Source organism: Pseudactinotalea sp. Z1739, from assembly GCF_049725055.1.
Classification (GTDB): Bacteria; Actinomycetota; Actinomycetes; order Actinomycetales; family Beutenbergiaceae; genus CALKWS01.
In genome coordinates, this window is record NZ_JBMPQA010000011.1 from 103,161 (window position 1) to 127,744 (window position 24,584).

At 68.2% G+C, this 24,584-nt stretch carries 24 protein-coding genes; 5 read left to right on the top strand and 19 right to left on the bottom strand.

The features are described 5' to 3' along the window. Nucleotides 1–15 precede the first annotated feature (15 nt). From ACO0LV_RS14440 to ACO0LV_RS14485, 10 genes are all read right to left on the bottom strand, one after another. Nucleotides 16–933 (bottom strand): carbohydrate ABC transporter permease, encoded by a 918-nt coding sequence (locus ACO0LV_RS14440; RefSeq protein ID WP_424788616.1) that lies wholly within the window; start codon nt 931–933, stop codon nt 16–18. Continuing rightward, the gene (locus tag ACO0LV_RS14445) at nt 933–1,877 is read right to left on the bottom strand and encodes a carbohydrate ABC transporter permease (protein ID WP_424788617.1); all 945 of its coding nucleotides are present in this window, start codon (nt 1,875–1,877) and stop codon (nt 933–935) included. Before ACO0LV_RS14445 ends, ACO0LV_RS14440 begins: the two co-directional genes overlap by 1 nt. A 125-nt stretch (nt 1,878–2,002) precedes the next feature. Then, on the bottom strand, nt 2,003–3,361 hold the full coding sequence (locus ACO0LV_RS14450) for an ABC transporter substrate-binding protein (protein WP_424788618.1): 1,359 nt from the start codon (nt 3,359–3,361) through the stop codon (nt 2,003–2,005). 39 nt (nt 3,362–3,400) lie between these two features. Further along, nucleotides 3,401–4,528, bottom strand: a complete 1,128-nt coding sequence (locus ACO0LV_RS14455; RefSeq protein WP_424788619.1) for a DUF4185 domain-containing protein — start codon at nt 4,526–4,528, stop codon at nt 3,401–3,403. Between the two features lie 11 nt (nt 4,529–4,539). After that, a complete protein-coding gene (locus ACO0LV_RS14460; protein WP_424788620.1) occupies nt 4,540–5,631 on the bottom strand; it encodes a glycoside hydrolase family 172 protein in 1,092 nt (363 codons plus the stop codon). Nucleotides 5,632–5,685: 54 nt separating this feature from the next. Then, entirely contained in the window at nt 5,686–6,603 is a 918-nt protein-coding gene (locus tag ACO0LV_RS14465; protein WP_424788621.1) for a ribokinase, read from the bottom strand. A 20-nt stretch (nt 6,604–6,623) separates the two neighbouring features. Continuing rightward, the gene (locus tag ACO0LV_RS14470; protein WP_424788622.1) at nt 6,624–7,292 is read right to left on the bottom strand and encodes a KpsF/GutQ family sugar-phosphate isomerase; all 669 of its coding nucleotides are present in this window, start codon (nt 7,290–7,292) and stop codon (nt 6,624–6,626) included. A 110-nt stretch (nt 7,293–7,402) separates the two neighbouring features. Continuing rightward, nucleotides 7,403–8,461: a glycoside hydrolase family 172 protein gene (locus ACO0LV_RS14475; RefSeq protein WP_424788623.1), complete on the bottom strand. Its 1,059-nt coding sequence runs from the start codon at nt 8,459–8,461 to the stop codon at nt 7,403–7,405. 75 nt (nt 8,462–8,536) lie between these two features. After that, nucleotides 8,537–9,556 carry a LacI family DNA-binding transcriptional regulator gene (locus ACO0LV_RS14480; protein ID WP_424788624.1) on the bottom strand — a complete coding sequence of 340 codons (1,020 nt, stop codon included), beginning with the start codon at nt 9,554–9,556 and terminating at the stop codon, nt 8,537–8,539. Then, complete coding sequence (locus ACO0LV_RS14485; protein WP_424788625.1) at nt 9,553–11,223, bottom strand: hypothetical protein; 1,671 nt, start codon at nt 11,221–11,223, stop codon at nt 9,553–9,555. Before ACO0LV_RS14485 ends, ACO0LV_RS14480 begins: the two co-directional genes overlap by 4 nt. 112 nt (nt 11,224–11,335) lie before the next feature. Here ACO0LV_RS14485 and hisN point away from each other — a divergent pair, with 112 nt between their 5' ends. Further along, nucleotides 11,336–12,151: a histidinol-phosphatase gene (gene hisN, locus ACO0LV_RS14490; protein WP_424788626.1), complete on the top strand. Its 816-nt coding sequence runs from the start codon at nt 11,336–11,338 to the stop codon at nt 12,149–12,151. Nucleotides 12,152–12,178: 27 nt separating this feature from the next. Here the strand turns inward: hisN and ACO0LV_RS14495 are convergent, their stop codons facing one another. The 3 genes from ACO0LV_RS14495 to ACO0LV_RS14505 are packed head-to-tail and all read right to left on the bottom strand — an operon-like array spanning nt 12,179 to nt 14,544. After that, on the bottom strand, nt 12,179–12,643 hold the full coding sequence (locus ACO0LV_RS14495; protein WP_424788627.1) for a DUF6912 family protein: 465 nt from the start codon (nt 12,641–12,643) through the stop codon (nt 12,179–12,181). Nucleotides 12,644–12,657: 14 nt separating this feature from the next. Further along, nucleotides 12,658–13,902, bottom strand: a complete 1,245-nt coding sequence (locus tag ACO0LV_RS14500; protein WP_424788628.1) for an AAA family ATPase — start codon at nt 13,900–13,902, stop codon at nt 12,658–12,660. A 3-nt stretch (nt 13,903–13,905) separates the two neighbouring features. Continuing rightward, a complete protein-coding gene (locus tag ACO0LV_RS14505; RefSeq protein ID WP_424788629.1) occupies nt 13,906–14,544 on the bottom strand; it encodes a hypothetical protein in 639 nt (212 codons plus the stop codon). Between the two features lie 152 nt (nt 14,545–14,696). On the opposite strand from ACO0LV_RS14505, the gene ACO0LV_RS14510 reads away from it, so the two are divergent. Further along, nucleotides 14,697–14,912, top strand: a complete 216-nt coding sequence (locus tag ACO0LV_RS14510; RefSeq protein ID WP_424788630.1) for a helix-turn-helix domain-containing protein — start codon at nt 14,697–14,699, stop codon at nt 14,910–14,912. Between the two features lie 59 nt (nt 14,913–14,971). Here ACO0LV_RS14510 and ACO0LV_RS14515 read toward each other — a convergent pair whose 3' ends face one another. Continuing rightward, on the bottom strand, nt 14,972–15,481 hold the full coding sequence (locus ACO0LV_RS14515) for a hypothetical protein (protein ID WP_424788631.1): 510 nt from the start codon (nt 15,479–15,481) through the stop codon (nt 14,972–14,974). Nucleotides 15,482–15,608: 127 nt separating this feature from the next. On the opposite strand from ACO0LV_RS14515, the gene ACO0LV_RS14520 reads away from it, so the two are divergent. Together ACO0LV_RS14520 and ACO0LV_RS14525 are read left to right on the top strand one after the other, a co-directional pair. Continuing rightward, complete coding sequence (locus ACO0LV_RS14520; protein WP_424788632.1) at nt 15,609–16,403, top strand: LysM peptidoglycan-binding domain-containing protein; 795 nt, start codon at nt 15,609–15,611, stop codon at nt 16,401–16,403. Next, a complete protein-coding gene (locus ACO0LV_RS14525) occupies nt 16,400–16,924 on the top strand; it encodes an Rv3235 family protein (protein WP_424788633.1) in 525 nt (174 codons plus the stop codon). Before ACO0LV_RS14520 ends, ACO0LV_RS14525 begins: the two co-directional genes overlap by 4 nt. Nucleotides 16,925–16,936: 12 nt before the next feature. Here the strand turns inward: ACO0LV_RS14525 and ACO0LV_RS14530 are convergent, their stop codons facing one another. Together ACO0LV_RS14530 and ACO0LV_RS14535 are read right to left on the bottom strand one after the other, a co-directional pair. Beyond that, complete coding sequence (locus ACO0LV_RS14530) at nt 16,937–17,779, bottom strand: hypothetical protein (protein ID WP_424788634.1); 843 nt, start codon at nt 17,777–17,779, stop codon at nt 16,937–16,939. A gap of 142 nt (nt 17,780–17,921) precedes the next feature. Next, nucleotides 17,922–18,521, bottom strand: a complete 600-nt coding sequence (locus ACO0LV_RS14535) for an RNA polymerase sigma factor (RefSeq protein WP_424788635.1) — start codon at nt 18,519–18,521, stop codon at nt 17,922–17,924. Between the two features lie 209 nt (nt 18,522–18,730). On the opposite strand from ACO0LV_RS14535, the gene ACO0LV_RS14540 reads away from it, so the two are divergent. Continuing rightward, nucleotides 18,731–19,396 carry a hypothetical protein gene (locus ACO0LV_RS14540; RefSeq protein ID WP_424788636.1) on the top strand — a complete coding sequence of 222 codons (666 nt, stop codon included), beginning with the start codon at nt 18,731–18,733 and terminating at the stop codon, nt 19,394–19,396. 61 nt (nt 19,397–19,457) lie between these two features. Here ACO0LV_RS14540 and secA read toward each other — a convergent pair whose 3' ends face one another. The 3 genes from secA to hpf form a co-directional block, all read right to left on the bottom strand. Further along, complete coding sequence (secA, locus tag ACO0LV_RS14545; protein ID WP_424788637.1) at nt 19,458–22,313, bottom strand: preprotein translocase subunit SecA; 2,856 nt, start codon at nt 22,311–22,313, stop codon at nt 19,458–19,460. A 113-nt stretch (nt 22,314–22,426) separates the two neighbouring features. Continuing rightward, nucleotides 22,427–23,689 carry a winged helix-turn-helix domain-containing protein gene (locus ACO0LV_RS14550; protein ID WP_424788638.1) on the bottom strand — a complete coding sequence of 421 codons (1,263 nt, stop codon included), beginning with the start codon at nt 23,687–23,689 and terminating at the stop codon, nt 22,427–22,429. A gap of 7 nt (nt 23,690–23,696) precedes the next feature. Continuing rightward, a complete protein-coding gene (gene hpf, locus ACO0LV_RS14555) occupies nt 23,697–24,359 on the bottom strand; it encodes a ribosome hibernation-promoting factor, HPF/YfiA family (protein ID WP_424788672.1) in 663 nt (220 codons plus the stop codon). Nucleotides 24,360–24,584: the final 225 nt, after the last annotated feature.

A 24,584-nucleotide genomic window follows, 5' to 3' on the forward strand; every position in this document is an offset into this window, starting at 1 on the left:
CGTTGTCGTGCTCGCCTACTTGATCCCGGAGATCCGGATCCCGCTGATGATGTAGCGCTGGAAGATCAGGAACAGCACGATCACCGGAGTGGCCGCCAGGGTGGAGCCGGCCAGCAGCAGTCCGTACTCGATGCGCCGTTCGGAGCGGAACATCGCCAGGTACTGCTGGATCTGGGTGAGCGGACTGTCCGGTTCGGTGATCGTCATGATCGGCCACACGTAGGCGTTCCAGAACGCCAGGAACGAGGTGATGCCGACGACGACGAACACCGGTTTGGACATCGGCAGGAAGATCCGCAGGAAGATCTGCCAGCGGCCACACCCATCCAGGAGCGCCGCCTCCTCCAAACTGGTGGGGATGCCCAGGTAGAACTGCCGGATGAAAAAGATGTGGATCGCGGCGGTGGCGCCGGGGACCACCAGCACCGCCAAGGTGTTGAGCATCCCCATCCGGGTCACCACGATGTAGGAGGTGAGCAGGATCGCCATACCCGGGATGAACATCGTCAGCAGGGTCAAGGTCCAGATGATCCGTTTGGCGGAGAACTCCAGACGCGCGAAGGCGTAGGCCGCCATCGAGTTCACCGTCAGGCTGAGCAAGGTGAACAGCACCGCACCGAGGAACGTGATCCCCAGCGCCCGGCTGAACTGGGGGTCACTGAGAATCTCCACATAATTCTCCGGGCGCCAGATCTCCGGGAAGAACTGGAACGGGGAGGTCACGACTTCATTGCGGGCCTTGAACCCCGAGATCGCCATCCACGCCAGGGGGAACAAGGCGGCGAGCACGATGAGGAAGGCGAAGAAGTAGCGCAGCACCGTCCCCACCGGGCCGGTGGAGCGGGCGCTACGACGCCGTGTGGTCTTCGTGGCCACCGCCGAGGTCACGACGGGGGCCAGATCACGACTGGGTGCTTGTCCGGTGACTGCCATCAGCCATCCACCGCCTTCTCCGAGTTGATCAACCGGAAGATCACCGCCGAGAGCGAGCCCAGTACCAGGAACAGGAGCAGGGCGGCGGCGATCGAGTACCCCACGTACAGATCTCCGGTGAACCGCTGGAAGATCAGCAGGTTGGGCAGCAGCGTCGACTGCGTAGGCCCGCCACCGGTCATGATGAGGGGGAGTTCGTACTGCTGGATCGCGGCCACGAACCCGGTGACCAGCAGATACAGGATGATGTTCTTCATCAACGGGATGGTGATGAAGAACGTGCGCTGGAACCAGTTGGCGCCTTCCAGTTCGGCCGATTCGTAATAGCTCTCCGGGATATCCAGTAACCCGGCGAGCATGATCAGTGAGGCCAATCCCAGCCCGAGCCAGATCGCCGGCACGGTCAGGGCATACAGGGCTGTGCGGGCGCTACCCAACCAGGCCACGTCACTGACGCCGACGAGTCCGAGCAGGTAGTTGAGGATGCCCTGGCGGTACTCATAGACCAGCACGAACACGATCGAGGCGATCACCCCGGAGATCACGGTGGGAATGTAGATGCTCACCTTGAGCACCGTGGCCATCCGCCGCCCCATCGTCTTGACCAAACTGGCGAACAGGAACGCGACGAGGAGGATCACCGGTACCACGATCAGCGCAAAGGTCAGGCCACGCACGATCGATTCCCGGAACGTGGCATCGTTGAGCACAATCTGGAAATTGCGCAGGCCGATGAACACCGACTCCTGGTAGAAGTTCCACTGGTAGAAGCTCACGACCCAGGCATAGATCAGCGGCCAGATAACAAAGATGGACAGCAGGATCAGCGCCGGGGCCAGCATCGCGAAGGCGATCTTGTTGTCCTTGCGATGTGGAGCGGGTCGTCGTCGTGCGCCCGGCCTCTCCTGCTGGACACCTCGGCGCCGCTGGGTGAGCACCGCCATGTCCTTCACCTCCTTGTGACGTGTGGTCGTGGGGGGGGGGGGGGGGGGGGGGGGGGGAGGGGGGGGAGGGGGGGGGGGGGGGGGGGGGGGGGGGGGGGGGTTGGGGTGGCCCCCCCGGCACCTGGTCAGGATCCGGCGAGGTCGGCGTTGTCGATCTCGGTCTGGATCTCACTGTTGGCGTACTCCAGGGCCTCATCGACCGGAGTTCCCTGCATCGCCAACTCGATCGCCTCACCCAGGGCCAGGCTGATACCCCAGGGGTACTGCGGTTCGGCTTCGGCGTAGGGGACGATGTCCTCCTGGATCACCACGTTCCAGGGGTTGATGTCATCGACATCGGGGTGTTCGGCGATCGCTTCGGCCACGGAGATGCGAGGGGAAACCTTGGAGAACACGGTGGCCTCGAAGAACGGCACCAGGACGTCCACATCACCGCCCAACGCCCATTCGATGAACGCGGCCGCCTCCTCGGGAACGTCGCTGGCGCCGTCGACCACCAGGGTCCAGCCACCGAGGGTTGCGGTGGTCTCCCCCGGCTGACCGGAGAAGCTCGGCATCGCCGCAACTGCGACGTCATCGACGATGTCTGGGTAGTCGGCCAGCAACTGGCTTGCGGCCCAGGAACCGTTGGCCATCATCGCATAGCGGCCCTCCCCGAAGGGTGAAGCGTCCGGGTACCCCACACCGTCGGCCGGTGGGATCGCACCGGATTCGAACATGTCCTGGAAGGCCTGCAGCAACGGGGCATAGTCCTCCGTGGCCTGCGGCTCGGACCAGTCGTCGCTGATCGGCAGATGTCCGGCCACGTTCCACTGGTAACCCCAGGTGGACCAGGCCATGTCCCCGGCGTCCTGGGCCAGCCGTAGCCCGAAGGTGGTGTCGTCGGTCAGTTGGTCGGCATAGTCGACCAACTCATCCCACGAGGCCGGGGGACCATCAAGACCCGCTTCCTCGAACAGGTCGGTGCGGTAGTACAACACCGCGGAGGGTTCGACCAGGAGCGGGTAGGCGTACTCCTGCTCCTGGTAGGTGACCATCTCGCGGACGTTGTCCTCCAGGTCATCCCAGGCTGCGGCGTCGATGAGGTCGGCCACTGAGGTGATCTGGCCGGTGCGGGCGGCATCGGAGATATCTCCATAGTTCATCGTCCGCAGGTCCGGTTGGTTACCGGCGGCCTGGGCGGCGGTCATCCGCTGGTCCCAGGCATCACCGGGAACGATGGTGTGGTTGACAAAGATCTCGTCCTGGGCGTCGTTGAACTCCTCCACGACGGCCTCGTACCACTCGTTCTCCTCATCGGTGTACTGGGTCTGCCAGAAGGTCACCTCCACCGCGTCCGCAGGAACGTCCACGCCCCCGTTCTCACCGCCTGGATCGCCGGCATCTCCCGGGCCACCTTCCGGTGTCCCGCCGCAGGCGGCCAGGACCAGGCCTGCTGCCGCTATGGCGCTCATCGCGCCCATCGTGCGTCGTGTAGTGCTCATTTTCGTCATCCTCCTTGATGTGCTGTGACGGGTGGGGAGTTACTGCTCGAGGTCGAGATCGAGGCTGTACCAGAAGACGTTGTACGGCCCCCACAGGGACAGGGTGAAGTAGAGGGTTCGACCGTCATCGCTGACGTAGTCCGGATGCGTATAGGGCCCGTACAGGCCGGGACTCTCGGCCTGGTCGGTGATGACGTGCGGCTCGCCCCACGGCCCCCACGGGTTGAGGCCCTCCAGGAGCACCGCGTCCCCCTCGGCGAATCGCATCGTGGTCAGGATCCAGCGGTCGAGGTGCTCGGAATAGATCACCGACAGTTCGCCGAACTGTCCCGGCACCACATCCACCGCGGAGGACATCTGCGGCGACCACTGCGGGGCTCCGTCGTCGTCGGTGCCGGTGAAGTAGAAGTAGGAGTCCAGGTCCTCCACCGCCTCGGTGGTAGCCGGAACCTTCATGAGTTGCACCGGGCCGGTCCGTCCGGCCGGAATGGAGAAGAAGTACAGGTACTCCTCGCCGTCCTCGGAGATCTCGACGGTCGAGACCTGGATGAAGTTGGAGTCCCCCGGCCATTGAATATCCAACTCGGTCCAGGTCTGGCCGCCGTCATCGCTGCGGGCCAGCCCCGCGTAGTTGGCGTCCCACTCCCCCGGCTCTCCCCAGAAGTGCACCGACATGAACGCCAGGTAGAGCACATCACCGATGGCGAAACCGAACGTGGGGATCTTGGTCACCTCACCGACCCCGTTGGCCTGGTGCAGCCCGGGGACCGCTTCGGCGGCGAAGCCGATGTCGTCGGTGATCCAGCCGTCGAAGGTGATGCCGTCCGAGGGGTCGTCATCGGTGGTGTAGGCGAGTGCGTTCGAGCGCCAGTTGCTCCCCTGCCCGCCGTGGGATTCCGGGTCGCGCTCACCGAAGGTGTCACCGAAGACGAAGAAGGTCCGCTCTCCGGCGGTGAACATCGAGCCAAGATCGGTCCCGGCCACCGCCACCGCTTCGGTGTCGTTGATCCGCGAGTCCGGGCCGGTCAACTGCGCGATCTGGGTCACGTCGCTGACGCCGGTGATGAGGAAGTCACCCCCTTTCGACTCGGCGACATCCACGGCGCCGGGGTCCGGTGAGCACGCCGCCAGCAGCACGGCGGAACCCGCTGCGGTCGCCCTCACCATCGCCCGCCTCCTCATCCCTGCCTCGGCCGGCGCTGATCCACCGGTGCCAGCGTGAGGCCCGGCGTCGGCTGATCGGCGTACCAGTACGCGGTGGAGGACAGGTCGTCGCTGCGCTTGTTGGCGTGCCCGTGTTCGATGGTGACCTTGATCGAGGTGGTGAAGGAGATCGGGTCCTCCACATGGAAGCGGTAGGTGGAGATCTGGCCACTCCAGTTCTCCCCGCCCGGCAGCGTGAGCCCGTGGTAGGGCGCGGCATAGGACTGCGAGGGACACCAGGCGGTGTTGAAGTAGTCCTCGGTGCCGGTGCCGTGCAGCCGCGGCGGCCACGGCTCCCCGTCGATGAAGATCATGTCGTCGCCTTCGCCGTACCAGTTCCAGTCGCTGGTATCGCGCAGGTTCGTGATGTTCAGGACGCATCCGATGTAATGCCCGCGCCCGGTGGTGTCCAGGATCGTGTAGTTGCCGTGCCCATCCCGGTTTTCTCCGCCGAACAGGAATTCTGCATTGGACTGTCCGCCCTGTTCGACGCCGTCGGTGGGGCACTGCCGGTTCCACGAGGCGTGGAACCTGCCCAACCCCTCCTCGAGTTCATCGAAGGCGTCGTAGTCGATGTAGTAGTAGAACCACATGTCCTCCGCTTCGCATTCACTGGTCAACTCGAACCGGGCGCCATCAGCGAAGGGCATGTGGAAGAAGGAGTTGAACGCTTTACCGTCCTGTGGGCTCATCTGCAGGGGCAGCGAGGCGAAATTGACCGTCCGGGCATGCCCGACGCCGAAGAAGTCACCCAGCGGGACCAGCACACTCGGGTACTGGGCACCGTCCCAGTAGATCTTCAGCACCAACTTGCGCAGGTAATCGTTGTCCACCGAGTCCGGGGTTGGCGCCTCCCGGGGTGCGACGGTCATCCAGATGTGGTTCACCGAACCCGCCCCGGGTATATCCGCAAGCGTGACGGTCCGCCCCGGTCGGACCGTGACGCGATCCTCATTGCCGCCGGTGGGGTCCCAACTGGATTCGCGCATGCGCCGGTGCGCGCGCAGCCGCGGTAGGTCTCGCAAACTGCTTCCGTAACTGCCGTAGCGGCCGCCGCTGGTCGCCATATTCGCTCCTTTGGGAAATCGATTACTCATCTCATCGCACCTTGAACCTCGCGGTCAAGGGTCGGCCTTGAAACTCCGATCGCGACTGGCGACGAATCGCTCCGTCTCGTTGGCGGTCGGTGCTGCGGGGGCCCCTCCCGGGCGGGTCACGGCCAGCGCCGCTGCTGCGTTGGCGTACCGCACCGCGGTCAGCAAGGTGTCACCCAGGGCGAGCCGCGCACCGAGGTTTCCGCAGAAGGCATCGCCGGCACCGATCGTGTCGGCGACGTGCACCTCGTGGGCCGGAACCCGCAAGAGCCGGCCGTCCTTGCCGACCACGAGGAGGCCGGCGGCCCCGCAGGTCACCACCACGGCGCAGCCACTGCTGAGCTGCAGCATCTCAGCGGCGCGGTCCAATGCGCCTTCGCCGGGCACCATCTGGCGCAGTTCCACCTCATTGGGCACCAGGACGTCCACCAGTTCCACCAGTTCCGGTGGCAGCGGCGCATAGGGTGCCGGATTGAGGATCACGGTGGTACCCGCTGCCCGCGCGATCCGGGCCGCATGGACGACCGGGGCGATCGGCACCTCCAGTTGCAGCACCAGGACCGCCGCCGCGGCAATCTTCTCCCGCGCCGCCTCGATGTCCTGCGCACTCAGCGCATGGTTGGCTCGCGGGACGATGATGATGGCGTTCCGCCCATGCGCGTCCACGACCGGTAGCCCCACACCCGTGCCGTGCTCGCCGTCGGCGGCCAGATTCCCGTCGTCGATTCCTTCGGTCTGCAGGAACTCGCGGAACTCGGCGGCGAACGGATCGAGACCCACCCGCCCGATGACCCCGGTGGTGGCCCCGGCACGGGCCGCCGCGATCGCCTGGTTGAAGCCCTTCCCGCCGACGTAGGTAGCAAATCCGGTTCCCATCAGGGTCTCCCCGATCTCGGGCATCCGCGGCGCCGTTGCCACCATGTCGTACATGAACGAGGCGACCACGCACACCTGCACCGACCCGCTCACCGTCGGCCCCCGGCGTCAGCCGTCCTTCGGGTGGAGTGACCGAGGGCGCCGCCGGGGTGACGCTCGCCGAAGGCTCCGGCGTCGAATCCTGAGCGGGTCATCAGCGCTGCGGCCAGCGCATCGCCGACGGCGAGAGTCACGAGCGCTGAGGAGGTCGGTGCCAGCCCGAGCGGATCCGACTCGCGCGGCACCGAGATATCCAGCCATACCTGCGCTGACTCGGCAAGCGGTGAGGCGGGTTCTGCAGTCATCGCGATGACGGGAACGTCCCAGGAGGCCAACATCCTCGCCACCTGGCACACCTCAGCGGTGGTCCCGGAGTTGGAGATCAGGATCCCGATGTCACCGGCAGCCACCGATCCGGAATCCCCGTGCAAAGCGTCCGAGGCGTGCATGAAATGCGCAGGGGTTCCGGTGCTGGCCAGTGTGGCAGCGATTTTGACACCGATGAGACCGGACTTGCCCAATCCGGAGACGACCACTTTCCCAGGTCGGGAGCGGATTAGGTCCAGCGCCGCTCCGAGCGCAGGCAGTACCGTGTCGATGCTGCGCCGCAAGGCTTCGACTTCAACCTGCAGGCTCTCCCGCGCGGCCACGAGCTCCGCTCGCAGGCCCGTCATCGCCGCGGCCATCCCGGCCGGGTGACCAGGCAGCTGATTCGGCATCCCACGGACATCGGGCTCCTCTTCCGTCAGCACTGACCTCTGGGCAATCGATTACCAGTAATCGATTACTCGATGCTAAGGCACAGCGTCAGCCGTGGTCAAGCCTCACCTCAGAGAATCTCCAGGGCGTCGGCTACCGGCGACGGCGGGCGTCGAGTGCTGGGGCGATCCAGGTAGAAGAATGCCACCGACGCGATGTCGTCGCGGAGCGGCAAATAGCGTCCGCCACTGCGCCATCCCAGCGCCTGGATGTCCACGGCGAGCTCGGAGCGGAACGTAATCGGGTCGGGCACGTGCCAGCGGTACATGCCGAAGCGTTGCTGGGACCGGTACAGCCCATCGGGGCGGATCACCTGCGGCATCCCTAGGTAGGGAGTGGAAAACATCGTGTATCCCTGCCCCGGGACATCGAAGTTCCAGGCACCGCCAACGTAATCCTCCGTACCGGTGCCGCAGATGGTCGGGTGCCCGCCGGCCTGGTCACCGTCCAGATAGAACTTGATCTCACCCTCTCCCCACCACCCGGAGGAGTTCACTCCCCAGGCCAGATACGTCCCGGCGTAATGCCCGCGGCCCTGCACGCCCTCCAGGAGCACGTGGGGGGATGCCTCCGGCAGCGGATTCGAGCGACGCCACTGGGCATGCAGTCGCGCAGATCCCGGTTGCTCCCCGATCTCATACGTGACCTGGAAATACACGATCGCTTCGTCATCGGAGAGGTTCTCCAGTGTCAGCCGGGCCCCGTCGGCGAAGGGCATCGGCCAGTAGGAATTGAACCCACCGTGTGGATTCACCGCGATCATGGCCGAGTTCACCTGGGCGAACTGCCCCCAGCCCTGACCGAAGAAGTCGCCGACGGGAACCTCGACGGCCGGTTCCTGGGCACCGTCCCAGTACGCGCGCAGCAAGAGCCGTCGCCAGTTACTGGTGTGGGTGGTCAGCCAGATGTGGGTGATCCGACCCGGACCGGCGATCTGGGCCAGGTCGTAGGTGCTGTGTGGGGCGATCGCCACACTGGGTGAGACCTTCCAGCCGACTCCCAGGTCACGGGCTGCCGCTGCGCCCGTGCCGTCCGTCGCGCGAGCGCCCCCGCCCCGTTCGCCAGTGGGGTTCTCGGGGCTGATCGATCTGGTCTCGGTCTCACGCAGGGCTGCGATATCTCGGTGCATCCTTCTCATTTCCTCGCCATTGTCGGTGGGCATCGTGACGGCGGCCCAGCCCGGAGCCAGCCGCGCTTGGTTGCTTCAGGAAGCCGGAACCGGCCCGGTGGTCCCGCGGACCTTCATCTCCGGTGCCATCAGGACGTGCACGGCCTCGGTCTGATCGTCGGCGGCCCGGGCAAGCAATCGCTCCGCCGCCAATCGGCCCAGAGCCTCGACCGGTTGGGCGATCAGGGTGAGGTTGGGGTTGACCATGGTGGTCCACCGTTCATCGTCGACGCCCAATAACGAGATGTCGTCGGGCATGCGGAAGCCGCTGCGCTGGATCGCGCGGTAAGCACCGGTGCTCAGCGGGCCGTTGCTGGCGAAGATGGCCGTCGGACGGTCCGCCCGGTCCAGCATGGCTCGCACCGCCGTCTCGGCTTCATCGGCTTTGAGGTCGGTGCGCACCAGGTGCCGGCCCTGCATCGGCAGCCCCGCGGCTTCCAGGACCTCACGGATCCCGAGCAGCCGGTCCTCGGTGGTACTCACCCCTGAGGGACCTGCCATGGTGAAGACCTCCCGGTGGCCCAGGTCCAGTAGATGGCGGCCCGCCAGTCGCCCGGCCTCGACATTGTCCATCAGGATGGTGTCCCCGGTGAAGCCCTGCACCCGGCGGTCGACCACCACAGTGGGGATGTGCGCATCGAGCAGTGGCGTCAGATCCGAGTGCTGCTCCGACGTCACAGACACCACCACGCCGGCCATTCGTTGCGCGATGGCCGCCTCCAGATAGGCCCTCTCGCGGTCGAGTTGTTCGTCTGTGTTGCACAACATCACCGAGTAGCCCGCGGAGACGGCGACGTGTTCGACGGCCGTCACCAGCGAGGTGAAGAACGGGTTCTGCACATCTGAGACGACTGCCGCCCAGATGTCGGCGCGCTGGCGGCGCAGTGCCCGGCCGTTGGAGTTGGGTACGTACCGAGTTGCTGCTGCGGCGGCGCGCACCCGCTCGGCCAGCTCTGGATCCACCGACGGGGCACCGTTGAGCACTCGAGAGACCGTTGCCGTGGAGACCCCGGCCTCCCGGGCAACGTCGGTAATCCGCACAGTACGTCGCCTCACGTCTCGATGCTCCCATAGTCGTCGCCCGTCGACGCCTCCTCACGCAGGTACACCTCGATCTCACTGACTGACGTGTAACCACCCCAGCCACCACTGGGCCCGCACAGCCGCACGCCGGTGGTCACCTGGGGGCCGAAATCGAAGGTGTACCGGCGCGCACCGGTAGCGGTGGAGTCCGGTGGATAGGGCGGGCTGATCCGGGCCGGAACGTGTTCCCACTGCCCGCTCCGGCGCACCTGCACTACTGGCGGCTGCGCGAACCAGCCCGCTCCGGCGTCCCGGGGTCCGGTGCTCAGCACTACCTGGTTGCACCGGATCGGCGCCGGCCAGGTGTAGCCCCACCAGTCCTGCTCCTGGCGCAATCCGTTCCAGGAGTCCTCGGCACGCGCGCTGGTGCCGTCGTTGAGGACCTCGAGCCGTCCGTTTCGGGACGCGCTGGCGATCGGATGCACTCCGGGTATGCGGGCGAGATTCGTCCGGCTCGGATGCTTCTGGGCGGCGCCTTGCCGCTCAGGATCAAGGCGCAGAGGACGCAGCGAGAATTGATAGGAATTCCCGGGGTAGCTGCCGGCCCGGTAGAACCAGTTGGATTGCACCCAGGCATCCCGACCATCGGAGGAGATGAATTTGCTCGGGATCGTGGTGGCATAGCCGCCGTGGTGGGCCAGGTCGACCTTGGGACCCAGCCAACCACTGAGCGGACCGAAGTCCCGGCAGAGGAAGTGCCGCCACGGCCCCCAAGGGGCAGGCGCTTCGTAGAACTCGAAGGTGTATTCGGTCCAGGAGGAATACAGATACCGCCGCAGTCCGGCGTTATAGACCACTCCGCCCTGGGCGATCATCGTCCCGTCGGGGCGCGGCGACACACCCGGTAGGGACGGCCACCGACTTGTGCGCCGACGGTCGTTGAGCGCCGCAATCCGGTCCTGCAGGTGCACGCTCCACATCGGCCTGCCATCAGCCCGGTGGCCGGCAAAGAACTCCCAGGCGTCGCGGTCCTGCACCGCCCGGGCGGGTACCCGGGCCAGGAAGAGGTCGACCGGGTCGGGCACGGCGCCGGAGTAGGACGTGCGCCAGTTGTGGTCCAGACCGTAGGCATAGACCATCGGCTCGCAGTCGCCGAGAACTGAGACCCCGGAGTTGCTCTGCCCGAAATCCAAGAACATCACCGTGGTGAACTCGCCGGTGAACATCACTCCTGAACCCTGGTCCCACGTGCGGCCGTAGTCCTCGGAGCACACGATGCCCGCAGCCGGAGCAGTGTTGAAGGTGTCCGGGGATTCGCCGCAGCGCAAGTCCTGCACCGCCAGGTACAACTCATCACGCCCGTCGCCGTTACCGTCCACTGCCACCATGCCGGTGGGCTTGGAATTGAACGTGGCCGGGTCAGTCCATACCGGACTCACCTCGCGCCCGGCAGCGAGCCGGGCACCCTCCAATCCAGTGCGGGGGTGCCCTTCGATGCGGTTGACCACGATGTCGGCGAAGTCGTCCTGAGCGAACCCGGTACCGTCCCCACAGGCGGTGTACAGCGCACCATCGTCGGCCCATGCGCTCGGCCACAGATCTCCGTCGCTAGACGTGCTCAGGGTCGCAGCCGCCCCCACGTGCGCGACCGCGAAGAAGTCCGACGACGCAGCACCCTCGACATCATCATCCGCTGCCATGGCACCGATAGTAATCGATTACCCATTGGGCTGCGACCATCGCTCCGGTGTTTGCGGCGCCCCGCCCCGCCACCTGGGACTCCCGGGCCCCGCCGGGCGCTACCGTGACCGGGTGAGCACCGATACCGCCCCACAACGCCCCCGCTACGACGACGACCTGCGGCTGGCGCACGTGATCGCTGACCAGGTCGACGCCCAGACGATGGCCCGGTTCAAGGCCCTCGACCTGCACGTGGAGACCAAACCGGACACCACGCCGGTCACCGATGCCGACCGCAGTGCCGAGGAGATCGTGCGCGGCCAGCTCGGCCGCACCCGGCCCCGAGACGCGGTCCTGGGCGAGGAGTTCGGCGCCACCGGGCACGGTTCGCGTCAGTGGGTGATCGACCCGATCGACGGCACCAAGAACTTCATCCGGGGCGTGCCGGTCTGGGCCACCCTGATCGCACTGGTCGACGACGGCGAACCGGTGCTCGGGCTGGTCTCGGCGCCGGCACTGCAACGTCGATGGTGGGCCGCGCTCGGGTCCGGTGCCTGGACTGGCCGCGCCCTCTCGGCGGCCAGCCGCATGGAGGTCTCCGGGGTCCGCGATCTGGCCGATGCCTCCCTGTCCTACTCCAGTCTGGACGGATGGGACGAGATCGGGCTGCTCGATGCGTTCCTGGACCTGACCGAGGCGTTGTGGCGCACCCGCGCCTACGGGGACTTCTGGTCCTACATGATGGTCGCCGAGGGCGCGGTCGACATCGCGTGCGAACCCGAGTTGGCGCTGCATGACATGGCGGCTCTGGTGCCGATCGTGACCGAGGCGGGCGGCCGATTCACCTCGCTGGCCGGGGCCGACGGTCCCTTCGGTGGGAACGCGCTGGCCACGAACACCCACCTGCACGACGCGGTGATGGGCTACCTGGCCCGGCCCGCACAGTAGGTCACCCGGGCGTCACGACACGGCTCGTCAGGTCAGCAGATCGGCGCGCTCGCTCACGTCGTACCAGAGCAGGTCCAGTTCGGCGACGGCCTCCTCGGCTCCGGCCTGCCCGGCTATGGCCCCGCGCAACTGGGCGGCGCCAGCGAGGTCTGTTCGGTCGTCGATGTGGAAGGAGACCACGGCGCGCCAAGGTACGGCCGGGGCGAACACCGACGAGGGCTCCGGATCGCCCTGCGGTACCTCGACATCGTCGATATCGGCCGCGACCACCACCCGCACCGGCGGCTCATGACCGCGGTCCCGCAGCATGGCCAGGCTGTCGGCTGCGGCCGCCACCAGGGCCTGGAACTCCCCTGCCTCGGCATCGTCACTGTCACCGCCTGCGGTGCCGAGCGCGGCGGCGAGGGCAGGGGTGAGGGCATGGCCGCGGCGCGGGGGCAGGCCCTCGGTGCTGGCCAGGTCGGCCAGAGTGGCTGGGAGATAGACGCGCATGGTCACAGTGTGTCCTATCCGGGCCGGCGCAGCCGTCCGCTCAGCCGTCCGCGCAGCCCGGCCCGCACCGGGGCGGTGCCGCTGATCCGGTGTGCCAGGGCCTGAGCCGCGAGACGGGCCGAGGACTTCGGCGCGGCCTCCGCCCAGGTCGAGGCGGTCAACAGGGCCCGATCGGCCGCGTTCCGGTCGTCGGGGATCAGCACCGGGTCGCTGATCCCGGCGAAGCGGGCCAGCGCCTCGCGCACCGAGTCCTGCGGACGCGGGCCGGCGGCACCTGCGCGCACCCGGTTGACCACCACGGTGCGGCGCGGCAGTTCCTCCAGGTCCAGCACGGTATGCACCAGCCGCTCGATCCCGATGGGTTCGGCCGCGCCGACCACGAGCACCTCATCGGCCTCATCCAAGACCGCGGCGGCCACAGCGTTGCGTCCGGCGGTGAGCATCGGCTCGTAGTCGCCGTCGTCATCGGGCACCCGCACCGGGCCGTCGATGATCACCCATGAGTAGACCGTGCGCGCAACCTGGACGACGCTGCGCAGGCTCGCCGCGCCGATCTCACGCCAACGGGACGCCCGGGGCAGCCCGGTGAGCAGATGCAGCCCGCCGTCGACCTCGCAGGCGATGCGGGCCAACGCAGTGGCGTCCAGGGTGCCCTGGTCAGCCGCCCTGACCGCAGCGGCAAGCCCGGCCGATTCGCTGAGCACGCCGAGCATCTGGGCCAGCGCGGAGCCCCAGATGTCGGCGTCGATGCACAGCACGCCCTGCCCGGTCCCGCTGATCTCGTGGGCCAGGTTCACCGCGATCGTGGACCGGCCCGGGGATCCCGGTGGACCGCAAACGGTGACCACGGTGCCGAGCCGGCCCGTATCCTTCGTCTGCGCCGGATCGGGCACCGGCGGCTCGACCGGGGCCGACACGGGTACCACTCCGCGCCCAGCCACGTCACGGATCGCAGAGACCAGGTCCGCATCGGGATCAGCGGGCACGGCACCCATCTGGCGCACCCGAGCGTGCTCGGTCGGGCCGGCCACCACCACGGTGGGGACCCCGGCAGCGGCGAGGCGGTCGATCGCCAACCGGTCGATGCCGGACTCTGCGTCGGTGACCGCCACCACGCCGACACCGGCGATGGCGGCGGCGAGGAGTTCGGCGACATCGGCGCAGCGCCGGGTCACCGTCATGTCCGAGGCCGCGGCGACGTCCCGGACCAGGCGTTCCTCGACGCCGCCCGGCAGTGCCACCAGCACGCCCAGGCTCATCGGCTACGCACCCGGACCCGGCACCAGGATCACCTCGGCGCCGGAGGACAGCGCCTCGAGCACGTCGGCCAGGTCGGCCTCCGCGATCAGGACCTGGACGTGCACCTGGTTTGCGCCGGCGAACAAGGCGGTGTCCTCGAGCACCTCAGCGACCTGAACGTCCGGCAGAAGCTGAACCGGGGGAAGCACTGCGCCGATGCTCCCTTGTGGGTCCGGCCGGGCCACCCACACGTCCACACGGCTGCCGCGTGCCAACGACGTCGCCGCCGAGGCGTCGGTGGGGATGGTCACCGGTCGTAGGTCCAACTGGACGGCACTGCCGATCGCCGCCGACGGCACCAGTTCCCCGGCACCGACGGTGCGCAGCACCACCGCATCGGCCGGCACGTCTTCCTCGGGGGTCAGGTAGGTCTGCATCAGCCCGGACATCTGGACCTGGACCACCTCCAGATCATCCATGGTGATGGGTTCACCAGGTACCAGGACCTCCCTGGCGGTGTAGGCGGGCACGGTCGCCCCGGCCTGCGTGACCACCCAGGAGCCCAGTGCGACCGAGGCCGCAACCAGTAGCACTCCGATGCCCAGCCGCGGATCGCGCCAACTCGGCCGGCGCATCCGCAGTCCCCCTGGTGTCTCGTCCACCGTCGCCCTCCCCTGCGCGTTCCAGCCCTGCGTGGATCAGTGCCCTTGCGCCCGTCCTATGGTGCCAAGAACACTCCCCTCGTGTAGGAGTTATGCACAGGGGCTTTGTTCATGCCGGGCGATTTGTCCCACCGGGATGCCAGAATGGGCTCATGCAGCAGCGATTCCTGTCCCTTGCCGACGTGGCGGAGATCCTCTCGATCTCGATGTCACAGGTGCGGGCGCTGGTACGTAGCGGGGAACTCAAGGGGATCCAGATCGGCGGCAAGGGCACCTGGCGGATCGAGGACGCACAGTTGCAGGACTACATCGACCGCATGTACGCCCGGACCCAGGAGCGGCTGCGCGAGGAAGGCCGGGTGGACTGACTCCGCGGTCGAGAATCCGAGCGTCAGAATCGCCACCGGCCATGGGTGGCCGAGGCCACTCAGGTGCCGGACTCCACGCTGACCAGTCCGGACCAGGCGATCGTGACCACGCCGCGCGCATCGACCAGGTCGCAATGGTCGCCGCCCACCCGCGCCAACCGGCCACGGTAGGTGCCGGCGATGGTGTGCACCACCACGGCCAGGTGCTCCTGCGCGAGCGCACGCAGGACGTGACCGAGCCCCAGCCCGCGCTCCACCCGGGTGGGTTCGGGTGCGCTGGGTCCCAGTGGCCTGGCCAGTACCACCGCGGAGCGCGGGATGAGGCTGCGGCGAGCCTCTCGGGCAAGAACGAGCCAGTCCTGAGCCGCGTCGCTCACGACCCCGTCGCGGTCCGAACCGTCCCGTAGCCGCACCTGCAACTGTTCCCCGCGCCGGGCCCGCCACCGGTCCGGGAGCATCGTGGTCGCGATCTCTGCCTCGGCGAGTTCGGCCACCTGCATGGGCACATGCTCGTCCGCGGCCGCTTCGAACTGCGCCTGCAGGTCAGCGAACAGATCATCCCAGCGCATCTGTTCACCGTAGCGATCCGTCCGGCCCTGCACCGGCCGACCTCTGGACAATCACAGCCGACCCGTGTACACATAACACCACTTACCATCATGAACTGACACGCACTGATACGTATAGGGGATTGTGATGACGAAGTGGACGACAACGGTGTCGCACACCGGGGGCCGGTTGCTGGGGGCGAGCGTCCTGGCTGCCACCGGCTCCGGGGCGCTCTGGCTCGGCACCGCCCATCTGCTGGACCTGCTCCGGGGACTCGGCCAGGGAACCGGCCGAGGAATCGACGCGGCCACCGCCGCGGTACTCGTGGGCCTGGGCCTGGTGCTGCTGGCCTGGTACGTACTCAGCGGCACGATCACCGCGCTGTGCCTGGCCATGCGGCTGACCGGCTTGGTCTGGTCCGGCGGGGAACGGCTGGTGCGCCGGGCCGGCGCCCCGGCGGTGCGCCGGCTGCTGGGGGGTGGTGCCGGGGCCGTCCTGGTTGCCGGTTCCCTCCTGGGCCCGGCCCACGCGGTCGATGGAGACGATGTCGCCTCGAGCCAGGTGCACCTGACGTGGACACCGACCCAGGACCCCGGCCCGGTCGAGGGCGAGGACGACGACGAGTCCTCCACGCCGGACGATCGGTACGGCACGCACGGCGGGGCAGAGCCGGACCAGCAGGAGCCACCAGAGCAGGACGACCGGACCGAGCAGGACGTCGCATCCGGGGTAGACGATCCGCCCGGCCCGGTCTACGTCGTCCAGCCCGGGGACACCCTGTGGTCAGTGGCCGCGCACTCGCTCGGCGAGCAGGCCGAACCGGCCGAGGTCGCCGACTGGTGGCCACGGTGGTACCGCACGAACCTCGACGTCATCGGTGACGACCCGGATCTGATCCATCCGGGCCAGGAGCTCACCCACCCCGAGGGGCGTGCGTCGTGACCGCGGTCGGCACCCGGCGGTCCCGCAGCCCTGAACCGGTCACCGCCCTACCGCCCCGGCGAGCCCGGGAACTCCGGGTTCGCCCCGATCCCGTCCGGGCACAGTGGGACCGGGTCCGCTTCACCGGCCCGCAGCGGGAGTCCACCGGGGACGCCCCGGCCGGCGCGGATGCCGGGTCCGGGCACACCGACCTACCGGACCCCGCGAGTTGGGCGGCCACCCTGGCGCGTGCCGCGGTGGAGGTCCTGCAGGGACAGCGCCCGCCGGCGCAACTCATCCGCTGGATGGACGCCGACCTCTGGGCTGCCCTGAACCGGCGGGCCCTGCTCGGAGTGCAGGTAGCCGGTCGTCCGGACCGGCCCGCCCAGGTGCGCCCGCGGCGCGTGCACGGCTGCGCCGTCAGCGCCACGACATGGGAGTTCTCGGTCGTGCTGCATGACGGGCGCCGCATGCGTGCGGTGGCGCTGCGCCTGGAAGTGCTCCGGGGGCGCTGGTGCGCCACCGCGCTGAGCATCGGCTGAGTAGGCCGATGCTCAGCGCGGCTCCTCCACCGGTGCGGAGTCGCCCTCCAACAACTCCTGCTGGTGGGTCCTACCGTCGGTGGTCACCACGGTCACCTCACCGACGATGGACTCATCCCCCGGCGCCCAGGCCGCCCACCACCCGTCCTGCACGGACGCGTGCACCCGGTCGCCCGATTCGGTCACCAGGATCACCTCCTCCACGTCGTGCGCGCTTCGCCCGAACACCGAGGTGAGCGCTCCCGGGAGCTCCTCGCCCTCCCGGCTCCACGTGGCGGTGCCGGCGTGCAGCACCTGCACCCCCTGGGCCGGTGCGATCGTCACCGAGTCCCAGGCGTCGGCGGAGAACCCGGCGTCGCTGGACACCGCACTCCTCTCCTCGCCCCGGGTCACGAAGCACTCGGCGAACCGACCCTGGTCATCAGCGCTGATCACGTAGGTGTACTCCCCGCGAACATCGATCAGCACCGGTTCCAGACCCACCTGCCGAACCTCCGGATCGTCCGGATCCCCCACGATCTCGTGAGCGACCATCGGACACTGTTCCCGGGCCTCCCGGGCATTGCCGGCCGAGAAGGGCTCGGGCTGTGCGCTCCAGGTGGCATAGACCGGCGGGGTGGAGAAGGTCCACACCAACGCACCCACGGCCAGCGCCAGCACCACCAGCACGCTGGCTGCCACCATCGGTCCGGTCCGGCGCTGTGGCACGAAGTCCCCGGCCTGCGGCCGCCGCGGGGAGTTCAGAATGTGGTGCAGCGCCTCATCCTGCGCCGTGGCGCCCTGGTCCGGGAGATCCCGGGCCGGATCCAGCGCGCCCAACCGCGCAAGCACCCCGTGCGGGCCGGTGCGAGGCATCACCGATCACCCCCGGTGCGGTGGTCGCCCCCGTACCGGGCGCGACCACCGCACCTCACGCCGTCCCCCTGCTTCCCCCGGTTGGTGCACCCGGGCCCCGTCCCAATCAACCTCGGGTGCACCCTCCCCTCCATCGCGTGGCTCATCGCGAGTCCCCCTCTCCCCTTGCCTTGACCGAGCGCGCGGCCGGCTCGTCCTCACCCAGCGAACCCGCGTGCGGCCCCGCCCCCTCTCCGGTACCACGGTCGAGCAGGTGCGCCAGCCTGCGCCGGGCCCGCAGTAGCCGGACCGCGAACGTCGAGGGCAGGCACTGCATCACCGTGGCCGCCTCGGTACTGGACAACCCTTCCCAGGCAACCAGCGCGATCACCTCGCGCTCGGCTTCGGTCAACTGCGACCACGCCTGGGCAAGATGCAGCCGTTCCACCGCCTCCACCTCCGCCGAGGCCATCTGCCCCGCCGGCTCGGCGGCCACTTTCGCCAGCAAGGCCTCCTTGCGACCCTCGCTGCGCAGCCTGGTCCCGATCACATTGCGTGCCACCGCGTAGATCCATGGCAGCGCGGTGGCCGGGACCTGATCGATCCGGCGCCAGGTGACGGCGAACGTCTCGGCGACGACGTCCTCGACCTCGGTCACCTCGATTCGTCGCCGGGCGAACCGGCGCACAGCATCGGCATGCTCCACCCACAGGGCGGTGAGCCGTTGCCGGTCGGCGTCGGCGTCGGCGTCGGCGTCGTGCAACGAGTACCTCCTCCATACCCTGTCTATTGCCGGCACCGGTGCAGTTGTTACATCCGACACTGTCCAGCTGCCGCATCACGTGCGTATTCTCCTGGGGAACCGGCCTCCACGGGGGTGGCCGGGACGCCACTGGAGGACTTATGTCGGCACGTCGACCCTTGCTTCGATCAACCTGCACTCTGGCCGCACTCGCCCTGGCATGGACCGGAATGGCTGCCCTGGGCGGCGCTGCCGGCGCCACCCAGCATGCCGGCCCCGGCCAGGACGACGACGAGACCCCGGCCACCCATGCGTCGGTCGCGCAGTGGCAGGCCTGGGCCGAGCACGATCTGGACCAGGCCCGCCGGTACGACTGGGCCGCGGACTCCGCAGCACGCGGCTGCACCTTGCTCGAGATCGAGTTCACCACCGAGGTAGACCCCGGCTACAACGCTGCCATGGGCGCACCCGCGGGGCTGTCCACCGTCCGGGTGGACCGCGTGGAGGAGTGCGGGGAGCCCACCGCGGAGATGAAGGATTCGACCTCCACGCAGGCGCGCACCGCGTCGGTGCCGCGCGGAACGCGGTGCAACTACGGCACCCGCGGGCCCGGCACGATCTGCTTGAGTTCATCGGGCAGTTGGATCACGGCCTCCTGGCAGAACCGGGGTTCGGCCGCGACAACCGGATTCCTGCGCATCTACCGGATCCCCACCAACGCGAGCCACTGCCCCACCGGCACCACCTGGCACACCGGCGCCCAGACCACCTGGAGCAGCGGACAGACCCGGTCCATCTCCAAGGCGCAGACCCAGAATGGTGCCTACTCCGCCCACATCTGGCGGCAGAACGTCGTCGGCCACTCCAACTGGGGTGGCACCTGCGCGAGGTTCTGAGGCGGCGACTCGGGCCGGCTCGGTGACTCCGCCGGTCCGAGCTCAGCGAGCCGGTCCGAGCTCAGCGACGCTTGCGAGCAGCCTTGGCCGCCCGTCGGCGCTGCTCCCGGTTGCCACCGGAAGCCGGGGCGGCCTGCTGGTTGCCCCGCTGGCCACCGCCGGTGGTCACAGTGGTGGCGCCGTCGCCGTCCGCGCTCGGCGCGCTGTAACGCAACCCGGTCGGGCGCTGCGGCACACCCAGACCGAGCGGGTCCGCACGCTCACCGTCCCGCCGCCGCTGGTCGTCCCGCTGGGACGCGCCTGCCCGCTTGCCCGACTTCGACTGATCCTTCCGCGGCTCCACACCGGCCGGCGCGATGGCGCCGTCGGCCTCACCCTCCTGCGCCACGATGCTCACGCCGTCGACCTGCTGCTCCTCGGGTGCCTTGACCTCGACGTGGAAGAGATAGCCGACCGCTTCCTCCTTGATCGCCTCGTTCATCGCGGCGAACAGGTCGAAGCCCTCGCGCTGGTACTCGATCAACGGGTCGCGCTGGGCCATCGCGCGAAGCCCGATGCCCTCCTTGAGGTAGTCCATCTCGTACAGGTGCTCGCGCCACTTGCGGTCCAGCACCGATAGCACCACGGAGCGTTCGACGTCGCGCATCACCTGCTCACCCAGCTCCTCCTCGCGCTGGGCGTAGGCGACCTTGGCGTCCGAGACCAGTTCTGTGATGAGCTGGTCGGTGGTCAGCCTGGCACGATTTCCGGCTTCCTCCTCCAGGTCCTCCACCGTGATCGAGACCGGGTAGACCGTCTTCAGGTCCGTCCAGAGCTGGTCGGTGTCCCACTCCTCCGGAACGCCCGAGGCCGTGGCCGCGGTGACGATGCCGGTGATGACGTCGGTGATGAAGGTCTGCACCTGGTCGGCCAGATCCTCCCCCTCCAGCACCCGACGACGTTCCTCGTAGACCACCGTGCGCTGTCGGTTCAGCACGTCGTCATACTTCAGGACGTTCTTGCGGATCTCGAAGTTGCGGCTCTCCACCTGCCCCTGGGCGCTGGCGATGCCGCGGGTAACCATCTTCGACTCCAACGGCATGTCGTCGGGGTAGGAGGAGGCGTTCATGAACCGCTCGGCCAACCCCGCGTTGAACAGTCGCATCAGGTCATCGCCCATGGACAGGTAGAACCGGGACTCGCCCTTGTCGCCCTGACGTCCGGAACGCCCGCGCAGCTGGTTGTCGATCCGGCGCGCCTCGTGCCGTTCGGTGCCGATCACGTACAGTCCGCCGAGTTCGGCGACCTCATCGTGCTCCGCCGCCACCGACTCCTGGGCCTGCTCCAGCACGCCCGGCCAGGCCTGCTCGTACTCCTCGGGGTTCTCGGTGGGGTCCAGGCCACGCTTGGTCATCTCCGAGATCGCGATGTGCTCGGCGTTCCCGCCGAGCATGATGTCGGTACCACGACCGGCCATGTTGGTGGCCACCGTGACCGCGCCCTTGCGCCCGGCCATCGCCACGATCGCACCCTCACGGGCATGCTGCTTGGCGTTGAGCACCTCATGGGGCACCCGACGCTTCTTCAGCATCTTCGACAGCAGTTCGGACTTCTCCACGCTGGTGGTCCCCACCAGGACGGGCTGCCCCTTGGCATGCCGCTCCACGATGTCCTCGACGACGGCGTTGAACTTGGCGTCCTCGTTCTTGTACACCAGGTCGGACTGGTCGATCCGGGCCAGTGGCCGGTTCGGGGGGATCTCCACCACGCCGACGTTGTAGGTGTTCTGGAACTCCGCGGCCTCGGTCATCGCGGTACCGGTCATTCCGGAGAGTTTGTCGTAGAGACGGAAGTAGTTCTGCAGCGTGATCGTGGCCAAGGTCTGGTTCTCGGCCTTGATCGCCACGTCCTCCTTGGCCTCGATCGCCTGGTGCATGCCCTCGTTGTAGCGGCGCCCGGCCAGGATCCGGCCGGTGTGCTGGTCCACGATCAGCACCTCACCGTTGAGGACCACGTAGTCCTTGTCCCGGGTGAACAGTTCCTTGGCCTTGATCGCGTTGTTCAGGAAGCCGATCAGCGGGGTGTTCAGGGACTCGTACAGGTTCTCGATGCCCAGGTAGTCCTCGACCTTGGAGATCCCGGACTCCAACACCCCGACGTTCTTCTTCTTCTCATCGACCTCATAGTCGGCGTCCCGCTCCATCCGGCGCACCAGCCGGGCGAACTCCGAATACCACTTGTTCGCCTCCCCGGCAGCCGGGCCGGAGATGATCAGCGGAGTGCGCGCCTCGTCGATGAGGATCGAGTCCACCTCGTCCACGATGGCCATGTTGTGGCCGCGCTGGACGAGTTCATCCTTCGACCAGGCCATGTTGTCGCGCAGGTAGTCGAAGCCCAGTTCGTTGTTCGTGCCGTAGGTGATGTCAGCGGCGTACATCTTCCGGCGCTCGTCCGGCTTCTGCCCGGCCACGATCAGCCCGGTCTCCATGCCCAGGAAGCGGTACACCCGCCCCATCAACTCGCCCTGGTAGCGGGCCAGGTAGTCGTTCACGGTGACCACATGGACGCCCTTGCCGGACAGGGCGTTCAGGTAGGCCGGGAAGGTGGCCACCAGCGTCTTGCCCTCACCGGTCTTCATCTCGGCGATGTTGCCCAGGTGCAGCGCCGCGCCACCCATGATCTGCACGTCGTAGGCGCGCTGACCCAGGGTTCGTACCGCGGCCTCGCGGACGACGGCGAAGGCCTCGGGCAGCAGTGCGTCCAGACTCTCCCCGCCGGCGACCTGCTCGGTGAACCGGTCGGTCTCTTCGCGCAGTTCGGCGTCGGTGAGGTCGCTGACCGACTCCTCCAGCGCGTTGACCTGGTCGGCCAGGGCACGCAGAGTCTTGAGGATCTTCCCCTCGCCCATCCGCAGGATCTTGTCGAGGATCGAAGGCACGCAGGTCTCCAGAGTGTGTGGCGGAGCAGCCGGTGGTTCCCGGCGGTGTCCATGGTATGCGAGTTGGCTCCCGGACCGAACCGAACGATCCTGCGGTCCTGCCGGCGCCGGCCCTACAACTGCTCGATCAGTGCGCTGGTGAGGTCCCCACCGGCGCCCTGGGCCACGGTGATCGTGCCCAGGCCCGACCAGGTGGCCACCTGGCCCAGTTCCGCAGCCAGCGGTGCCGCGATCGCGGCACGTGCACCCGGTGTCGCGGCGCCGTCCTCGGCGAAGGCGTGGTTCACCACCAGCGCGCCGGCAGCCCGGTCGGCCTTCAGGTCCACGCGCGCCACCAGATCCTCACCCCACAGGAAGGGCAGCACGTAATAACCGTGGGTGCGCTGATGGGCGGGGGTGTAGATCCCGATCCGGTAGTGCATGCCGAACAGTGCCCGCAGCCGGCGCCGCTCGAACACCAGCGGGTCGAACGGAGCCAGCAGCGCCCGCCCATGAACCGACCGGGGCACCGGAGCCTGCGCGTAGCGGTAGAGCGGGGCGTCCCATCCGTGCACCTGCACGCGCTCGAGCGTCCCGGCGGCAAGCAGGTGCTCGATCGCCGCCCTGGTCTGGCCAACCGGCATCCGGAAGTAGTCGGCCAGGCACCGTGGCGAGCCGATCCCATGGGCACGGGCGGCGATTCTGACCAACTCAATCATCGCCTCGGCCCGGTCCGGCGCGTCCTCGGGCCGCAGGTGCGCAGGGAGCACCCGCTCGGGCAGGTCGTAGACCCGTTCGAACTGTCTGTTGCGGTGGGCGCAGGCCAGCAACCCGGCGGCGAAGGCGGCCTCGAGCACCTGCTTGGCCACCGTCCAGTTCCACCCCCAGTGCTCCTTCGGTCCGCGTTCGTGTCCCAGTTCGGCGTGGATCTGAGCGGCGGTAGCCGGACCGTGCTCGGTGATCAGCCCCATAATCTGCTCCAACAACCCGGGGTGCTCGAGCCGCAAGGACGCCAGCCGGGCGCTCACGCGCGGCCCCGTCATCCGCCAGCGCAGCAACTGGTAGGTCGAGGGCGGCACCAGTGCCGCCTCGTGCGCGAAACACTCCACCAGCCGCCGGGGGCGGGAAGCACTCCCCGTGGTGGCACGGTCCAGCAGTGCCGGGTCGTAGGGACCCAGCCGGGCCAGCACCGGCAGCAGATGCGCGCGAGCCAGGACGTTCACCGAGTCGATCTGCAGCAACCCCACCCGGTTGATCATCGACTGCAGGTGGCGCATCGTCACCGCCCCGGGGGGTCTGGCCTGCGCCGGTGCGCCGGCCAGACCCTGTGCGGTGAGGGCGATCCGGCGGGCCTGCGCCGGCGTGAGCCGGCGCGAGGGCAGTGCGGATCGGCTCATCGCCACCTCATCGGCTGGCTACGCTCTCCAGCGGCTGGGCGGAGTAGTTCAACCGGATCACGCCGTAGGTCCACCCGTGGCGGTGGTAGACCACGCAGGGCTGGTCCGTCTCGGAGTCGATGAACAGGTAGAACGGGTGGCCCACGAGTTCCATCTCGGCCAGCGCCTGGTCCACCGTCATTGGCTTACTCTCGTGCATCTTCTGGCGGATGATCACCGGGGAGTCCCCGAGCTGATCCTCCACCGCGACGCCGGGCTCGGTGGGTGCGGTCGGACCGTTGGACTCGGGCGCGGGTTCCTCCACCACGTCGGTGACCAGATCGGGGGCGACGACGTCCTGCCACGGGGGCGCGGCAGGACGGCCCTTGTGGTTCTTGCGCCGGTCCCGGGCTCGCCGCAGTCGCTCCATCAGCTTTCCCGCCGCCAGGTCCAGGGCCGCGTGCCGGTCCTGTGCGCTGGCCTCGGCCCGCACCACCGGACCCTTGGCCCTCACCGTCAACTCCACCCGCTCTGCCTTGTCCGCCTGACGCGGGTTGCGCTCGTGGGTGACCTCCACATCGACGCGCTGGGCGTAGGGCGAGAGTTGGCTGACCTTGGCCAACTTCTCCTCCGCGTGCCTGCGGAAGCGCTCCTGCACCTCGGTGTGGCGAGAGACGACGACGATTTCCATGACGACCTCCGGTGTCAAGAAGAGTTCGGGAGCGGTGTTCACCGGTCCTGAGCGGGGTGTTGCGCCACTGCGGCCCGTGCGGCCCAATGGCTCGTGCGGAGTCGATCACCCCCGTCCGGATTCTCGATTCAGTTCCATGATCAGACGCTACTGCGCCCGTCCCGGTTTTGCCCAGCTGAACGGGCATCGTCTGCGCCCACAGCCTATTCGGACCGGCCGAGCCGG

Coding starts and splice junctions, on each gene's coding strand:
- ACO0LV_RS14440 (WP_424788616.1), bottom strand. CDS start 933: ATGGCAGTCACCGGACAAGCACCCAGTCGTGATCTGGCCCCCGTCGTG.
- ACO0LV_RS14445 (WP_424788617.1), bottom strand. CDS start 1,877: ATGGCGGTGCTCACCCAGCGGCGCCGAGGTGTCCAGCAGGAGAGGCCG.
- ACO0LV_RS14450 (WP_424788618.1), bottom strand. CDS start 3,361: ATGAGCACTACACGACGCACGATGGGCGCGATGAGCGCCATAGCGGCA.
- ACO0LV_RS14455 (WP_424788619.1), bottom strand. CDS start 4,528: ATGGTGAGGGCGACCGCAGCGGGTTCCGCCGTGCTGCTGGCGGCGTGC.
- ACO0LV_RS14460 (WP_424788620.1), bottom strand. CDS start 5,631: ATGGCGACCAGCGGCGGCCGCTACGGCAGTTACGGAAGCAGTTTGCGA.
- ACO0LV_RS14470 (WP_424788622.1), bottom strand. CDS start 7,292: ATGCCGAATCAGCTGCCTGGTCACCCGGCCGGGATGGCCGCGGCGATG.
- ACO0LV_RS14475 (WP_424788623.1), bottom strand. CDS start 8,461: ATGCACCGAGATATCGCAGCCCTGCGTGAGACCGAGACCAGATCGATC.
- ACO0LV_RS14485 (WP_424788625.1), bottom strand. CDS start 11,223: ATGGCAGCGGATGATGATGTCGAGGGTGCTGCGTCGTCGGACTTCTTC.
- ACO0LV_RS14495 (WP_424788627.1), bottom strand. CDS start 12,643: ATGCGCGTCTATCTCCCAGCCACTCTGGCCGACCTGGCCAGCACCGAG.
- ACO0LV_RS14500 (WP_424788628.1), bottom strand. CDS start 13,902: ATGAGCCTGGGCGTGCTGGTGGCACTGCCGGGCGGCGTCGAGGAACGC.
- ACO0LV_RS14510 (WP_424788630.1), top strand. CDS start 14,697: ATGCAGCAGCGATTCCTGTCCCTTGCCGACGTGGCGGAGATCCTCTCG.
- ACO0LV_RS14515 (WP_424788631.1), bottom strand. CDS start 15,481: ATGCGCTGGGATGATCTGTTCGCTGACCTGCAGGCGCAGTTCGAAGCG.
- ACO0LV_RS14520 (WP_424788632.1), top strand. CDS start 15,609: ATGACGAAGTGGACGACAACGGTGTCGCACACCGGGGGCCGGTTGCTG.
- ACO0LV_RS14530 (WP_424788634.1), bottom strand. CDS start 17,779: ATGCCTCGCACCGGCCCGCACGGGGTGCTTGCGCGGTTGGGCGCGCTG.
- ACO0LV_RS14540 (WP_424788636.1), top strand. CDS start 18,731: ATGGCTGCCCTGGGCGGCGCTGCCGGCGCCACCCAGCATGCCGGCCCC.
- ACO0LV_RS14550 (WP_424788638.1), bottom strand. CDS start 23,689: ATGAGCCGATCCGCACTGCCCTCGCGCCGGCTCACGCCGGCGCAGGCC.
- hpf (WP_424788672.1), bottom strand. CDS start 24,359: ATGGAAATCGTCGTCGTCTCTCGCCACACCGAGGTGCAGGAGCGCTTC.